We start from the raw sequence: 14,276 nt of genomic DNA, 5'->3' as shown, positions 1-14,276 counted from the left end.
CCGACAACCCCGGCCCCGTGCCGGGGTTGTCGTTTTCAGGCACCGAACAAGGAGTCAGCATGACCTGGCACGCACACGTCACCGTCGCCACCATCGTCGAGCAAGAGGGGCGTTTTCTGTTCGTCGAAGAGCTGAAAGGCGGCCGCCTGGTACTCAACCAGCCCGCCGGCCACCTGGAGCCGCGGGAAAGCCTGCAGCAGGCGGCGATACGCGAAACCCTCGAAGAAACCGCCTGCGATGTCGAGCTGACCGGCGTCACCGGCATCTACCTGTACACCGCGCCGAGCAACGGCGTGACCTACCAGCGCATCTGCTTCGTCGCCAAACTGCTCGAGCACCATGCCGAGCGCGCGCTGGATAGCGACATCAGCGGCATTCGCTGGCTCACTTACGATGAACTGTTGGCCGAGCGCGGCCGCTTGCGCAGCGAACTGGTGTTGCACTGCCTGGATGACTATCTGGCCGGCGCCCGCTTCCCCCTGAGCCTGATCCACGACCCGATATAGGGCCAGCCGTGCGCGCCAGACTGAAACGTGCCGTACATCCTGTTAGAATCCCGCCCCTTTGAAGCCCGTATTGATTCCGACCATGCAAGATCCAGCCACCCAGCGCGTTATCGTCGGCATGTCCGGCGGCGTCGACTCCTCCGTCTCGGCCCTGCTGCTGCTCGAACAGGGCTACCAGGTCGAAGGCCTGTTCATGAAGAACTGGGACGAGGACGACGGCACCGAATACTGCACCGCCATGGACGATCTGGCGGACGCCCAGGCCGTGTGCGACCGCATCGGCATCAAGCTGCACACCGCCAACTTCGCGGCCGAGTACTGGGACAACGTGTTCGAGCATTTTCTGGCCGAATACAAGGCCGGGCGCACGCCCAATCCGGACATCCTCTGCAACCGCGAGATCAAGTTCAAGGCGTTCCTCGACTACGCCCTGATGCTCGGCGCCGACCTGATCGCCACCGGCCATTATGTGCGCCGTCGTGACATCGATGGCCGCAGCGAACTGCTCAAGGGCCTGGATGCCAACAAGGACCAGAGTTACTTCCTGCATGCCGTCGGTGGCGAGCAGATCGCCAAGACCCTGTTCCCGGTTGGCGAGCTGGAAAAGCCCCAGGTGCGGGCGATAGCCGAGAAATACCAGTTGGCCACCGCCAAGAAAAAGGATTCCACCGGCATCTGCTTCATTGGCGAGCGACGCTTCAGCGACTTCCTCAAGCAGTACCTGCCGGCCCAGCCCGGCACTATCGAAACCACCGAGGGCGACGTGATCGGCAAGCACTACGGTTTGATGTATCACACCATCGGTCAGCGCCAGGGCCTGGGTATCGGCGGTCTCAAGGACGCCGGCGACGAACCCTGGTATGTGCTGCACAAGGATCTGACCCGCAATGTGCTGGTGGTTGGCCAGGGCAACGAGCACCCCTGGCTGTTCTCCCGCGCCCTGCTGGCTTCGCAGATCTACTGGGTCAACCCCGTGGAACTTGATACATCACGGCAATTGACCGCCAAGGTGCGCTACCGCCAGGCCGACCAGGCCTGCACCCTGGAGCGCACAGCGGAGGGTTATCGCGCCACCTTCGAGCAACCGCAACGCGCCGTTACACCTGGCCAGTCGGTGGTGTTCTACGACGGTGATATCTGTCTTGGCGGCGGCGTGATCGAAAGCGCCGAGCCGTGGAGCGAGGGCGCCCCGCGATGAATCCGATTCAGGAGCAACTGGTCGCCCTAGGCGCAGTGTTTCAAGCCGCGGTAATGGTCGACAAGATCGCCAAGACCGGCCAGGCCGGCGAAAGTGAAGTGACCTGCCTGATCGGCAGCCTGCTGGTGCGCGATGCCAACGGCACCCTGGATGTGTACGGCGGTGACGATCTGCACCTGCGCGACGGCTATCGCGCCCTGGTAAGCGCCCTGGAGCGCGACCCTGCCAGCCTGCAGCGCGAACCCTTGCGTTACGCCCTTGCCCTGCTCGGCCTGGAACGCCAACTCGACAAGCGCGGCGACCTGCTGCAGTTGATGGGCAATCGCCTGGACCAGATCCAGAGCCAGGCCGAGCACTTCGGCATTGGCCACGAGAATGTCATCTCCTCTTGCGGTGCGCTGTATCAGGACACCATCAGCACCTTCAAGCAGCGCATCCAGGTGCAGGGCGACAGCCGCTTCCTGCAGCAACCGGCCAATGCCTCGAAGATTCGCGGCCTGCTGCTAGCCGGCATTCGCTCGGCGCGCCTCTGGCGGCAACTGGGCGGGCACCGCTGGCAGCTGGTATTCAGCCGCCGCAAGCTGTTGCGCGAGCTGTACCCGATGCTGCGCGGTTGAACCTTACCTTTATTCCGACACGCATTTCACTCGTCGAATGACAGGGCTGCGGCACTGATAGCTGCCCTAATTCGTGTATGATATGCGCCCTTTTCAATGCCCGACTGTCCGAGAACGCCTCCCATGCAGCTTTCCTCGCTCACCGCGGTTTCGCCCGTAGATGGCCGCTATGCCGGCAAAACCAGCGCCCTGCGCCCCATTTTCAGCGAATACGGCCTGATCCGTTTCCGCGTCCAGGTGGAAGTTCGCTGGCTGCAGCGCCTCGCTGCCCATGAAGGCGTGAGCGAAGTGGCGCCCTTCTCCGCCGAAGCCAACGCCCTGCTCAACGAGCTGGCCGAGAACTTCGCCGTCGAGCACGCCGAGCGCGTCAAGGAAATCGAGCGCACCACCAACCACGACGTCAAGGCCGTGGAGTACCTGCTCAAGGAACAGGCGGCCAAACTGCCGGAGCTGGACAAGGTCAGCGAGTTCATCCATTTCGCCTGCACCAGCGAGGACATCAACAACCTGTCCCACGCCCTGATGCTGCGCGAAGGCCGTGACAATGTGCTGCTGCCGCTGATGCGCCAGATCGCCTCTGCCATCCGCGAACTGGCGGTGAAGTTCGCCGACGTGCCGATGCTTTCGCGCACCCACGGCCAACCGGCTTCGCCCACCACCCTGGGCAAGGAACTGGCCAACGTCGTCTATCGCCTCGAGCGCCAGATCACCCAGATCGACGCCGTGCCGCTGCTCGGCAAGATCAACGGCGCGGTGGGCAACTACAACGCCCACCTGTCGGCCTACCCGCAGATCGACTGGGAAGCCAACGCCCGTCAGTTCATCGAGCATGACCTGGGCCTGCAGTGGAACCCCTACACCACGCAGATCGAACCCCACGACTACATTGCCGAGCTGTTCGACGCCATCGCGCGCTTCAACACCATCCTCATCGACTTTGACCGTGACGTCTGGGGCTACATCTCCCTGGGTTATTTCAAGCAGAAGACCGTGGCCGGCGAGATCGGCTCGTCGACCATGCCGCACAAGGTCAACCCGATCGACTTCGAGAACTCCGAAGGCAACCTGGGTATCGCCAATGCGCTGTTCCAGCACCTGGCCAGCAAGCTGCCGATCTCCCGTTGGCAGCGCGATCTGACCGACTCCACGGTACTGCGCAATCTCGGTGTCGGCTTCGCCCACAGCGTGATTGCCTACGAAGCAAGTCTCAAGGGAATCAGTAAGTTGGAGCTCAATGCTCAACGTATTTCTGAAGACTTGAACGCTTGTTGGGAAGTGCTCGCCGAGCCGATCCAGACCGTCATGCGCCGCTACGCCATCGAGAACCCCTACGAGAAGCTCAAGGAGCTGACCCGTGGCAAGGGCATCACGCCCGAGGCGCTGCTGGCCTTCATCGACGGCCTGGATATGCCGCAGCAGGCCAAGGAAGAACTCAAGCAGCTGACGCCAGCCAATTACATCGGCAATGCCGTGGCCCAGGCCAAGCGCATCTAAACGGCCGTCGGCCCCAAGGACGCCCGGCTGAAGCCGGGCGTTTCTTTTTATACGCCTCGACAAATATCAAGGACTTACAGATGAATCCTGATGCTCCTCTTCAGCTACTGGGTGGCCTGAGCGCACGCGAGTTCCTGCGCGACTACTGGCAAAAGAAGCCCCTGCTGGTGCGCCAGGCCATCGCCGATTTCGAAAGCCCGATTTCCCCTGACGAGCTGGCTGGCCTGGCACTCGAGGAAGAGGTCGAGTCGCGCCTGGTGCTCGAGCATGGCGAAACGCCCTGGGAGGTTCGCCGCGGGCCATTCGCCGAGGATGCCTTTGCCGAGCTGCCGGAGCGCGATTGGACCCTGCTGGTGCAGGCCGTCGACCAATTCGTGCCTGAAGTCGCCGAACTGCTGGAACAGTTCAAGTTCCTGCCCAAATGGCGTATCGACGATGTGATGATCAGCTTTGCCACGCCGGGTGGCGGCGTTGGCCCGCACTTCGACAACTACGATGTGTTTCTCCTGCAGGCCCATGGCCGCCGTCGCTGGCAGATTGGCCAGATGTGCGACGCCGCGAGCCCGCTGCTGCCGGATCTGGACATGAGGATCCTGGCCCAATTCGATCAAACTGAAGAATGGGTGCTCGAGCCCGGCGATATGCTCTATCTGCCGCCGCTCCTGGCCCACTGTGGCACCGCCGAGGACGATTGCATGACTTATTCCGTGGGTTTCCGCGCGCCCAGCGCGGCCGAAGTACTGACCCATTTCACTGACTTCCTTGGCCAGTTCCTGCCGGACGAAACGCGCTACAGCGACGCTGATACCGCGCCGGTCAGCGACCCCAACGAGATCCAGCGCGACGCGCTCGAGCGTCTCAAGGCGCTGCTCGCCGAGCACATGAGCGACGAGCGTCTGCTGATGACCTGGTTCGGCCAGTTCATGACCGAGCCCAAATACCCGGAGCTGATTGCCGGTATCGAAATCGACGAGGACGGCTTTCTCGATCAGCTCGAAGAGGGCGCTATCCTGATCCGCAATCCGAGCGCACGCATGGCCTGGTCGGAAGTCGGCGATGGCCTGGTGCTGTTCGCCAGCGGGCAAAGCCGCCTGGTGTCCGCTGACCTGCGCGAACTGCTGAAAATGATCTGCTCGGCCGACGCCCTGCACCTGGAGAACCTGGGGCCATGGCTGGGCAATGACGAAGCGCGCGAGCTGTTGCTCGAGCTGGCCAAACAGGGAAGTCTGGAGTTCGCTGCCGATGAATGACCTGCACGTACGCATCGCCGACTGGCACAAGGATTACGAAGAGCTGCGGCGCATCCGCGAAACGGTCTTCGTCGCTGAACAGGCGGTGCCGCCTGAACTGGAATGGGACGCCGAAGACAGTGATGCCGTGCATTTCCTCGCCTGCGAAGGCGACTACCCGATCGGCACGGCACGCTTGCTGGCCGACGGCCAGATCGGCCGGGTATCGGTGCTCAAGGATTGGCGTGGCCTGAAAGTCGGCGAAGCACTGCTGCAGGCGGTAATCGCCGAAGCGGAAAAACGTGGGCTGAGCCAGCAAATGCTCAGCGCCCAGGTGCAGGCGACGCCGTTCTATGAAAAGCTGGGCTTCACTGTAGTAAGCGAGGAATACCTGGAAGCCGGTATCCCTCACGTCGACATGGTGCGCAGCAGCAGCTGATGTCAGCTGTGGCACGCACCGTGCCACAGAGGTCAGCATGAACGACGAACATACGCCCGCCGACCTCGAGCCCATCGAGTTCGAGTCGCCTGGGCGTTTCACCCTGCACAACCCGGATAGCCAGCTGCCAATGCCGGCGACCTGGGAGCCCGCCCCTTTCGTTCTCGGTAGCGAACAGGTGCTACAGCGCTTCAGCTCGCCCGAGCAGGCGCGCAGCCACACCCTGGCGCTTATGCAACAGGCCAGCCGCACACTGTGCCTGTACAGCCCCGATCTTGAACCCTGGCTTTATAACCACAGCAGCATGGCCCAGGCATGCACGCAGTTCGTGCTCAGTCATCGCAACAGCGGGCTGCGCATTCTGGTGCGTGACAGCAGCCGCGCCGTTCGCGATGGGCATCGGCTGATCGGCTTGTCGCGCAAGCTGTCCAGCCATATACAGATTCGCCGCTGTCACCCGGATTATGCCGCTCCCGATGGCGCCTTTCTGCTGGCTGACGATCAGGGTCTGCTGATGCGCCCCGAGCCGGATCAAGTCGGCGGCTATGCGAACTATCGGGACGCCCCACGCGTGCGGCAGTTACAGCGACTGTTCGACCAGACTTGGGATACCAGCATCACCGACCCTGACTTGCGGAGTTTCCTGCTATGAAACGGCATTATCTCGGCGCCGCCCTGCTCGCGCTCAGTCTCTCGGCGTTGGCCGCCACCGAAGTCATCCCACTGAACTACCGCACCGCTGGCGATCTGCTGCCCGTGGTGCAGTCGGCACTGGGCCACGAAGGGCGCGTCAGCGCCTATGGCAACCAACTGATCGTCAATGCCTCGCCAGGCAAGATAGACGAGGTGCGCGCCCTGCTCGCCCAGCTCGACACCCAACCGCGGCGCCTGCTTATCAGTGTCGATACCAGCGAGTCGACCTATCGTGATGACCGCGGCTATGCCGTGGACGGCAGCATCAGTGCCGGCAATGGCCGGGTGGACATCGGCAGTGGCGAGGTGGACGGTCGCGACCAGGCACGTGTCATCCGCCGCAGCACCGACAGCCGTGGCGGCGGTACCCAGCAGGTGCAGACCAGCGAAGGCTATCCGGCGCTGATCCAGGTCGGCCAGAGCGTGCCACTGACCACCTCCAGCCGTGATCCCTATGGCCAGGTGTACAACAATACCGAGTACCGCAACGTTACCCAGGGTTTCTACGTTACCGCCAGCCTGGCCGGCGACGTGGTGCACCTGGACATCAGCAGCAACCGTGACCGCGTCAGCCAGCAGCAACCTGGCGTGATCGACATCCAGCAGGCCGATACCCGGGTCAGCGGTCGGGTTGGCGAGTGGATCAACATCGGTGGCAGCAGCGAGCAAAGTCAGGCCGATCGCAGTGGCTTGATGCGCCGCTACTCCACCGAAGGTCGCAACGACATGAGCATGCGCGTGAAAGTCGAGGTGATCGACTGAAAGCCCCGTAAAACGTGACTGTACGGTCGCTCTAAGACTTATGTAGTAGATCCAAAAAAACACTACAAAAACGATTGACGAACATTTTCGTCAGTCGCATGATGGCCTCGCTCCCGCTAATCAGGGGCTCTGGAAACCGAGCCTCCGGGTCAATCTCCGCTTACCGCAGGGATCGATTCGTGTTGTTACGCCCACAAGGCAGCTCGACGAGATGGCGACTGGAACGAGGTTGTCCTGAGGGACGGGGAAGCGCTTTACGTATCGAACTGCAAGGTGCCAAGGGCGTCCACGGGCCTGTACGCACCACCGCTCGCCTACCCGGCAGCAGGCAACCGATACGCTTCGTCCACCCGGCCACGGCCCTCCTCCTTCCGGTTTATCTCAGCGTCTGCGGTGAGCTCGCGCCGAGCCCTGCGCCTGTGCTGTGCGCAGCGCCCGGTGTTCGCCCCAACACATACTTGAAGGATTGACCATGTCAGCTTACGAAAACGACATCAAAGCCGTTACCGCCCTGAAAGAAGCCGCTGGCAACAGCTGGAGCGCGATCAACCCGGAATCCGTCGCTCGTATGCGCGCCCAGAACCGCTTCAAGACCGGTCTGGATATCGCCAAGTACACGGCAGCCATCATGCGCAAGGACATGGCCGAGTACGATGCCGACTCGTCCGTCTATACCCAGTCGCTGGGCTGCTGGCATGGTTTCATCGGTCAGCAGAAGCTGATTTCCATCAAGAAGCACCTGAAAACCACCAACAAGCGCTACCTGTACCTGTCCGGCTGGATGATCGCCGCACTGCGCTCGGATTTCGGCCCGCTGCCGGATCAATCCATGCACGAAAAGACCGCGGTAGCCGCGCTGATCGAAGAGCTGTACACCTTCCTGCGTCAGGCCGACGCCCGTGAGCTGGACCTGCTGTTCAGCGCCCTCGACGCGGCCCGCGAGTCGGGCGATCGCACCAAGCAGAGCGAGATCCAGGCGCAGATCGATAATTTCGAAACCCACGTGGTGCCGATCATCGCCGATATCGACGCTGGTTTCGGCAACCCCGAGGCCACCTACCTGCTCGCCAAGAAGATGATCGAGGCCGGCGCCTGCTGCATTCAGATCGAGAACCAGGTATCTGACGAGAAGCAATGTGGCCATCAGGACGGCAAGGTCACCGTGCCCCACGCCGATTTCCTCGCCAAGATCAACGCGGTGCGCTACGCCTTCCTCGAGCTGGGCGTGGACGATGGCGTGATCGTCGCCCGTACCGACTCCCTGGGCGCCGGCCTGACCAAGCAGATCGCCGTGACCAACGAGCCGGGCGACCTTGGTGACCAGTACAATTCGTTCCTCGACTGCGACGAGATCAGCCCGAGCGAACTGAAGAACGGCGACGTAGTGATCAACCGCGAAGGCAAGCTGCTGCGCCCCAAACGCCTGCCGTCCAACCTGTTCCAGTTCCGCAAAGGCACCGGCGAAGACCGCTGCGTGCTGGACAGCATCACCAGCCTGCAGAACGGCGCCGACATGATCTGGATCGAGACCGAGAAGCCCCACGTGGGGCAGATCAAGGCCATGGTCGATCGCGTTCGTGAAGTGATTCCCAACGCCAAGCTGGTCTACAACAACAGCCCGTCGTTCAACTGGACCCTGAGCTTCCGCCAGCAGGTATTCGACGCATTCGTCGCCGAAGGCAAGGACGTATCGGCTTACGACCGTGCCAAACTGATGAGCGCCGAATACGACGAAACCGAACTGGCGCAGATCGCCGACGAGAAGATCCGTACCTTCCAACGCGATGGTTCGGCCAATGCCGGCATCTTCCATCACCTGATCACCCTGCCGACCTACCACACCGCGGCTCTTTCCACCGACAATCTGGCCAAGGGCTACTTCGCCGACCAGGGCATGCTCGCCTACGTCAAGGGCGTGCAGCGTCAGGAGATTCGTCAAGGCATCGCCTGCGTCAAGCACCAGAACATGGCGGGCTCGGACATCGGCGACAATCACAAGGAATATTTCGCCGGCGAGGCGGCACTCAAGGCCGGAGGCAAGGACAACACCATGAATCAGTTTCACTGACCACTGAGCGCCACCTGAGGGCGCCTGTTTCTAGCCTTGAGCCCTGGCAACAATGCCAGGGCTTTTTTTATCCAGCGATGTTTGCCGGCTATCAAGCGATGTTTAGAAGAAACGCTACTGCGGCATAAAGATAATTGATTCGCAAATGGAATTCATTCTTATTGAAGCGTTTTTTTATTCTCGCTACATGCAAACTTCCAGCGCGCTCGCGAAGTTGCCCATAGTTTCCGTAGCTCGTTGATTTGCGGCGCTTTCTGAAAGTTGCACCATTGCAGCTATGCGACCTTTTATTATTTTTTTGTGCTGAAAAATTTACTTACACCCGATACAGGCATAACATTGTGCGAATTGATTCAAGGCGCTTGGTGCCTTGCCATAATTTTAAATCGTGCGTTAAGCCGTTCCTTGCCTGAGGAGCCCCGGCATGCTGGAAGCAAGCAGTTCCCTGTCCCATAACTGGGCGTTGGCCGTTTTTCTGCTGGGTGTTGTAGGCCTTTGTGCCTTCATGATGGGCCTATCGAGCCTACTGGGCAGCAAGGCCTGGGGGCGCAGCAAGAACGAGCCCTTCGAATCGGGCATGCTTCCCACCGGCAGCGCACGCCTGCGCCTGTCCGCCAAATTCTATCTGGTCGCGATGCTCTTCGTGATCTTCGACGTCGAAGCCCTCTTTCTCTTCGCTTGGGCCGTCTCCGTTCGCGAAAGCGGCTGGGCCGGTTTTATCGAAGCAGCCGTTTTCATAAACATTCTGTTGGCAGGTCTTGTCTACCTTTGGCGTATCGGTGCGCTGGATTGGGCACCCGAGAGTCGTAAGGCTCGGCAGGCGAAGCTCAAACAATGAGGCTTTGGCGATGCAATACAAGCTCACTCGGATCGATCCGGATGCTCCCAACGAGCAATACCCGATCGGCAGGCAGGAGGTCGTTACCGACCAACAGCTAGAAGATGAAGTGCACAAGAACATCTATATGGGGAAACTCTCGGATGTTCTCAGTGGTGCGGTGAACTGGGGGCGCAAGAACTCCCTGTGGCCGTACAACTTCGGGCTGTCGTGCTGCTACGTGGAAATGACCACCGCCTTCACCGCGCCGCACGACGTTGCGCGCTTCGGTGCCGAGGTGATCCGCGCATCCCCACGCCAGGCGGACTTCATGGTCATCGCCGGCACCTGCTTCATCAAGATGGCGCCGGTCATCCAGCGTCTCTATGAGCAGATGCTCGAACCCAAGTGGGTCATTTCCATGGGTTCGTGCGCCAACTCCGGCGGCATGTACGACATCTACTCGGTCGTTCAGGGTGTCGACAAGTTCCTTCCCGTGGACGTCTACATTCCCGGTTGCCCGCCCCGTCCCGAAGCATTTCTGCAAGGCCTGATGCTGCTGCAGGAGTCCATCGGTCAGGAGCGCCGCCCGCTGTCCTGGGTCGTTGGTGATCAAGGCGTTTATCGCGCCGAGATGCCGTCCCAGAAAGAACAGCGCCGCGAACAGCGAATAGCGGTTACCAACCTGCGTTCCCCTGACGAAGTCTGAGCCCAGCTGCTTGTATAAAGCTGGACTCACTCTCACCGTTGACCGATAGCGATCGAGACCATGACTGCAGACACCACCGTGTCCATTGCGCCCTACAAGGCGGACGACCAAGACGTCGTCGTTGAGCTTCAATCCCGTTTTGGCGCCGACAGCTTCACGCTGCAGGCCACCCGCACCGGCATGCCGGTGATCTGGGTCGGCCGCGACAAGCTCGTCGAGGTCTTGCGCTTCCTGCGCCAGGCCACCCGCCCCTACGTCATGCTGTATGACCTGCACGGCGTCGACGAGCGCCTGCGCACCCAGCGTCGCGGCCTGCCGGATGCCGACTTCACGGTGTTCTATCACCTCATGTCGCTGGAGCGTAACAGCGACGTGATGATCAAGGTGGCGCTGCGCGAGGGGGATCTCAACCTGCCCTCGGTGACCGGCATCTGGCCTAACGCCAACTGGTACGAGCGTGAAGTCTGGGATCTCTATGGCATCCACTTCACCGGGCATCCGCACCTGACCCGGATCATGATGCCGCCGACCTGGGAAGGTCACCCGCTGCGCAAGGATTACCCGGCGCGTGCCACCGAATTCGACCCGTTCAGCCTGACCCTGGCCAAGCAACAGCTCGAGGAAGAGGCCGCGCGCTTCAATCCGGAAGACTGGGGCATGAAGCGCCACAGCGAGAACGAGGACTACATGTTCCTCAACCTCGGCCCCAACCACCCGTCGGCCCACGGTGCGTTCCGCATCATCCTGCAGCTCGACGGTGAAGAAATCGTCGATTGCGTGCCGGAAGTCGGCTACCACCACCGTGGCGCCGAGAAGATGGCCGAGCGCCAGAGCTGGCACAGCTTCATTCCTTACACCGACCGTATCGACTACCTCGGCGGGGTGATGAACAACCTGCCGTACGTGCTTTCGGTCGAGAAGCTCGCCGGCATCAAGGTGCCACAGAAGGTCGACACCATCCGCATCATGATGGCCGAGTTCTTCCGCATCACCAGCCACCTGCTGTTCCTGGGTACCTATATCCAGGACGTCGGCGCCATGACTCCGGTGTTCTTCACCTTCACCGACCGCCAGCGGGCCTACAAGGTGATCGAAGCCATCACCGGCTTTCGGCTGCACCCGGCCTGGTATCGCATCGGCGGGGTCGCCCACGACCTGCCACGCGGCTGGGACAAGCTGGTCAAGGAGTTCGTCGACTGGCTGCCCAAGCGCCTCGACGAGTACGAAAAGGCCGCGCTGAAGAACAGCATCCTCAAGGGGCGGACCATCGGTGTTGCCCAGTACAACACCAAGGAAGCGCTGGAATGGGGCACCACTGGTGCCGGCCTGCGCGCCACCGGCTGCGACTTCGACCTGCGCAAGGCACGCCCCTACTCCGGTTACGAGAACTTCGAATTCGAAGTGCCGCTGGCGGTCAATGGCGACGCCTACGACCGCTGCATGGTACGCGTCGAGGAAATGCGCCAGAGCATCAGGATTATCGACCAGTGCCTGCGCAACATGCCGGAAGGTCCGTACAAGGCCGATCACCCGCTGACCACGCCGCCGCCGAAAGAGCGCACGCTGCAGCACATCGAGACCCTGATCACCCACTTCCTGCAGGTTTCCTGGGGCCCGGTGATGCCGGCCAACGAAAGCTTCCAGATGATCGAGGCGACCAAGGGCATCAACAGCTATTACCTGACCAGCGATGGCAGCACCATGAGCTACCGCACCCGAATCCGTACCCCGAGCTTCCCGCACCTGCAGCAGATCCCTTCGGTGATTCGCGGCAGCATGGTCGCTGACCTGATCGCCTATCTGGGCAGTATCGACTTCGTTATGGCTGACGTGGATCGCTGAGGAGAACACCATGAGCATGATTCAGACTGACCGTTTCGCCCTCAGCGAAGCCGAGCGTGCAGCCATCGAGCACGAGATGCATCACTACGAAGACCCACGCGCGGCCAGTATCGAAGCGCTGAAGATCGTGCAGAAGGAGCGCGGCTGGGTGCCGGACGGCGCCGCCGATGCCATCGGTGCGATTCTCGGTATCCCGGCCAGCGATGTTGAAGGGGTTGCCACCTTCTACAGCCAGATCTTCCGCCAGCCGGTCGGGCGCCACATCATCCGTGTATGCGACAGCATGACCTGCTTTATCGGTGGCCATGAAAATGTGCTCGGCAGCATCAAATCCGAACTGGGCATCGTGCCTGGGCAGACCACCGCCGACGGCCGCTTCACCCTGCTGCCGGTATGTTGCCTGGGCAACTGCGACAAGGCGCCGGCGCTGATGATCGACGACGAGACCTTTGGCGACGTGCAGCCCGAAGGCGTGGCGCAACTGCTGGAGAGCTTCCAATGACCAGTCGCAGCTCGAACCTGCTGACCTCCTTCGGTCCAGCCAACCGCATCGCTCGCAACGAAGAGACTCACCCGCTGACCTGGCGCCTGCGCGACGACGCTCAGCCGGTATGGCTGGACGAGTACCAGCAGAAGAACGGTTATGCCGCTGCCCGCAAGGCGCTGGCCGAAATGGCTCAGGCCGACATCGTGCAGACCGTCAAGGATTCCGGCCTCAAGGGCCGCGGCGGTGCGGGCTTCCCCACCGGGGTGAAGTGGGGCCTGATGCCCAACGACGAATCCCTGAACATCCGTTACCTGCTGTGCAACGCGGACGAGATGGAGCCCAATACCTGGAAGGACCGCATGCTGATGGAACAGCTGCCGCACCTCTTGGTGGAAGGCATGCTGATCAGCGCCCGGGCCCTCAAGGCCTACCGCGGCTACATCTTCCTGCGTGGCGAATACGTCGACGCGGCCGCCAACCTCAACCGCGCCATCGACGAAGCCAAGGCTGCCGGCCTGCTCGGCAAGAACATCCTGGGTAGCGGTTTCGATTTCGAATTGTTCGTGCACACCGGCGCGGGCCGCTACATCTGCGGCGAAGAAACCGCGCTGATCAACTCCCTGGAAGGCCGGCGCGCCAACCCGCGTGCCAAGCCGCCGTTCCCGGCCGCGGTGGGCGTGTGGGGCAAGCCGACCTGCGTCAACAACGTCGAGACCCTGTGCAACGTGCCGGCCATCGTCGCCAACGGCGTGGACTGGTACAAATCTCTGGCCCGCGAAGGCAGCGAAGACCATGGCACCAAGCTGATGGGCTTCTCCGGCAAGGTGAAGAATCCAGGTATCTGGGAGCTGCCCTTCGGTATCAGCGCTCGCGAGCTGTTCGAGGACTACGCCGGCGGCATGCGCGACGGTTTCACCCTCAAGGCCTGGCAGCCTGGCGGCGCCGGTACCGGCTTCCTGCTGCCCGAGCACCTCGAGGCGTCCATGTACGCTGCCGGCATCGCCAAGGTCGGCACCCGTATGGGTACCGGCCTGGCGCTGGCGGTCGACAACACCGTGAACATGGTGTCGCTGCTGCGCAACATGGAGGAGTTCTTCGCCCGCGAATCCTGCGGCTGGTGCACGCCGTGCCGTGACGGCCTGCCGTGGAGCGTGAAGATTCTCCGCGCCCTGGAGCGCAAGCAAGGCACCCGCGAGGACATCGACACCCTGCTCGGTCTGGTCAACTTCCTTGGCCCCGGCAAGACCTTCTGCGCCCATGCACCAGGTGCCGTGGAACCGCTGGGCAGCGCAATCAAGTATTTCCGTGAGGAGTTCGACGCCGGGGTGATCGCCGACGCGATCCAGCCGCCGGTGGCGGCACACGCGGTATAGACCTGTTGGCCGGACATGTGGGCGCACTGCGCCGTCCGGCCC

At 61.8% G+C, this 14,276-nt stretch carries 14 protein-coding genes; all 14 read left to right on the top strand.

Annotated elements, in window-relative coordinates; all coding sequences use genetic code 11:
• The first annotated feature begins 59 nt into the window (after positions 1 to 59).
• The 14 genes from BM154_RS18785 (at position 60) to nuoF (ending at position 14,234) form a co-directional block, all read left to right on the top strand.
• Positions 60 to 506, top strand: coding sequence for an NUDIX hydrolase (locus BM154_RS18785; protein WP_074887718.1), 447 nt, complete (start codon positions 60 to 62; stop codon positions 504 to 506).
• Positions 507 to 588: 82 nt separating this feature from the next.
• Positions 589 to 1,704 (top strand): tRNA 2-thiouridine(34) synthase MnmA, encoded by a 1,116-nt coding sequence (gene mnmA, locus BM154_RS18780; protein WP_074887717.1) that lies wholly within the window; start codon positions 589 to 591, stop codon positions 1,702 to 1,704.
• On the top strand, positions 1,701 to 2,321 hold the full coding sequence (hflD, locus tag BM154_RS18775) for a high frequency lysogenization protein HflD (protein WP_074887714.1): 621 nt from the start codon (positions 1,701 to 1,703) through the stop codon (positions 2,319 to 2,321). The genes mnmA and hflD overlap by 4 nt, the downstream gene beginning before the upstream one ends.
• 123 nt (positions 2,322 to 2,444) lie before the next feature.
• Positions 2,445 to 3,815, top strand: a complete 1,371-nt coding sequence (purB, locus tag BM154_RS18770; protein WP_074887711.1) for an adenylosuccinate lyase — start codon at positions 2,445 to 2,447, stop codon at positions 3,813 to 3,815.
• Between the two features lie 80 nt (positions 3,816 to 3,895).
• Complete coding sequence (locus BM154_RS18765) at positions 3,896 to 5,065, top strand: ribosomal protein uL16 3-hydroxylase (protein ID WP_074887708.1); 1,170 nt, start codon at positions 3,896 to 3,898, stop codon at positions 5,063 to 5,065.
• Complete coding sequence (locus BM154_RS18760; protein WP_074887705.1) at positions 5,058 to 5,483, top strand: GNAT family N-acetyltransferase; 426 nt, start codon at positions 5,058 to 5,060, stop codon at positions 5,481 to 5,483. Before BM154_RS18765 ends, BM154_RS18760 begins: the two co-directional genes overlap by 8 nt.
• 37 nt (positions 5,484 to 5,520) lie before the next feature.
• Positions 5,521 to 6,135, top strand: coding sequence for a DUF7931 domain-containing protein (locus BM154_RS18755; protein WP_074887703.1), 615 nt, complete (start codon positions 5,521 to 5,523; stop codon positions 6,133 to 6,135).
• Positions 6,132 to 6,938, top strand: coding sequence for a secretin N-terminal domain-containing protein (locus tag BM154_RS18750; protein ID WP_074887700.1), 807 nt, complete (start codon positions 6,132 to 6,134; stop codon positions 6,936 to 6,938). The genes BM154_RS18755 and BM154_RS18750 overlap by 4 nt, the downstream gene beginning before the upstream one ends.
• Positions 6,939 to 7,410: 472 nt before the next feature.
• Positions 7,411 to 9,006, top strand: a complete 1,596-nt coding sequence (locus tag BM154_RS18745) for an isocitrate lyase (RefSeq protein ID WP_074887697.1) — start codon at positions 7,411 to 7,413, stop codon at positions 9,004 to 9,006.
• Positions 9,007 to 9,430: 424 nt separating this feature from the next.
• Positions 9,431 to 9,844, top strand: a complete 414-nt coding sequence (locus tag BM154_RS18740; protein ID WP_074887692.1) for an NADH-quinone oxidoreductase subunit A — start codon at positions 9,431 to 9,433, stop codon at positions 9,842 to 9,844.
• A gap of 10 nt (positions 9,845 to 9,854) precedes the next feature.
• Positions 9,855 to 10,532 carry a NuoB/complex I 20 kDa subunit family protein gene (locus BM154_RS18735; RefSeq protein WP_074887690.1) on the top strand — a complete coding sequence of 226 codons (678 nt, stop codon included), beginning with the start codon at positions 9,855 to 9,857 and terminating at the stop codon, positions 10,530 to 10,532.
• Between the two features lie 60 nt (positions 10,533 to 10,592).
• Entirely contained in the window at positions 10,593 to 12,374 is a 1,782-nt protein-coding gene (gene nuoC / locus BM154_RS18730) for an NADH-quinone oxidoreductase subunit C/D (protein WP_074887688.1), read from the top strand.
• Between the two features lie 10 nt (positions 12,375 to 12,384).
• A complete protein-coding gene (gene nuoE, locus BM154_RS18725; protein WP_074887685.1) occupies positions 12,385 to 12,876 on the top strand; it encodes an NADH-quinone oxidoreductase subunit NuoE in 492 nt (163 codons plus the stop codon).
• A complete protein-coding gene (nuoF, locus tag BM154_RS18720) occupies positions 12,873 to 14,234 on the top strand; it encodes an NADH-quinone oxidoreductase subunit NuoF (RefSeq protein ID WP_074887682.1) in 1,362 nt (453 codons plus the stop codon). Before nuoE ends, nuoF begins: the two co-directional genes overlap by 4 nt.
• Positions 14,235 to 14,276 lie beyond the last annotated feature (42 nt).

The sequence above is a fragment of the Phytopseudomonas argentinensis genome (genome assembly GCF_900113905.1).
In the GTDB taxonomy this organism is placed as follows: domain Bacteria; phylum Pseudomonadota; class Gammaproteobacteria; order Pseudomonadales; family Pseudomonadaceae; genus Aquipseudomonas; species Aquipseudomonas argentinensis.
This window is presented reverse-complemented; position numbering and strand designations above follow the sequence as displayed.

What these genes read in the sequence shown, in the direction of transcription:
- BM154_RS18785 (WP_074887718.1), top strand. Translation starts at nt 60, where the DNA reads ATGACCTGGCACGCACACGTCACCGTCGCCACCATCGTCGAGCAAGAG.
- mnmA (WP_074887717.1), top strand. Translation starts at nt 589, where the DNA reads ATGCAAGATCCAGCCACCCAGCGCGTTATCGTCGGCATGTCCGGCGGC.
- hflD (WP_074887714.1), top strand. Translation starts at nt 1,701, where the DNA reads ATGAATCCGATTCAGGAGCAACTGGTCGCCCTAGGCGCAGTGTTTCAA.
- purB (WP_074887711.1), top strand. Translation starts at nt 2,445, where the DNA reads ATGCAGCTTTCCTCGCTCACCGCGGTTTCGCCCGTAGATGGCCGCTAT.
- BM154_RS18765 (WP_074887708.1), top strand. Translation starts at nt 3,896, where the DNA reads ATGAATCCTGATGCTCCTCTTCAGCTACTGGGTGGCCTGAGCGCACGC.
- BM154_RS18760 (WP_074887705.1), top strand. Translation starts at nt 5,058, where the DNA reads ATGAATGACCTGCACGTACGCATCGCCGACTGGCACAAGGATTACGAA.
- BM154_RS18755 (WP_074887703.1), top strand. Translation starts at nt 5,521, where the DNA reads ATGAACGACGAACATACGCCCGCCGACCTCGAGCCCATCGAGTTCGAG.
- BM154_RS18750 (WP_074887700.1), top strand. Translation starts at nt 6,132, where the DNA reads ATGAAACGGCATTATCTCGGCGCCGCCCTGCTCGCGCTCAGTCTCTCG.
- BM154_RS18745 (WP_074887697.1), top strand. Translation starts at nt 7,411, where the DNA reads ATGTCAGCTTACGAAAACGACATCAAAGCCGTTACCGCCCTGAAAGAA.
- BM154_RS18740 (WP_074887692.1), top strand. Translation starts at nt 9,431, where the DNA reads ATGCTGGAAGCAAGCAGTTCCCTGTCCCATAACTGGGCGTTGGCCGTT.
- BM154_RS18735 (WP_074887690.1), top strand. Translation starts at nt 9,855, where the DNA reads ATGCAATACAAGCTCACTCGGATCGATCCGGATGCTCCCAACGAGCAA.
- nuoC (WP_074887688.1), top strand. Translation starts at nt 10,593, where the DNA reads ATGACTGCAGACACCACCGTGTCCATTGCGCCCTACAAGGCGGACGAC.
- nuoE (WP_074887685.1), top strand. Translation starts at nt 12,385, where the DNA reads ATGAGCATGATTCAGACTGACCGTTTCGCCCTCAGCGAAGCCGAGCGT.
- nuoF (WP_074887682.1), top strand. Translation starts at nt 12,873, where the DNA reads ATGACCAGTCGCAGCTCGAACCTGCTGACCTCCTTCGGTCCAGCCAAC.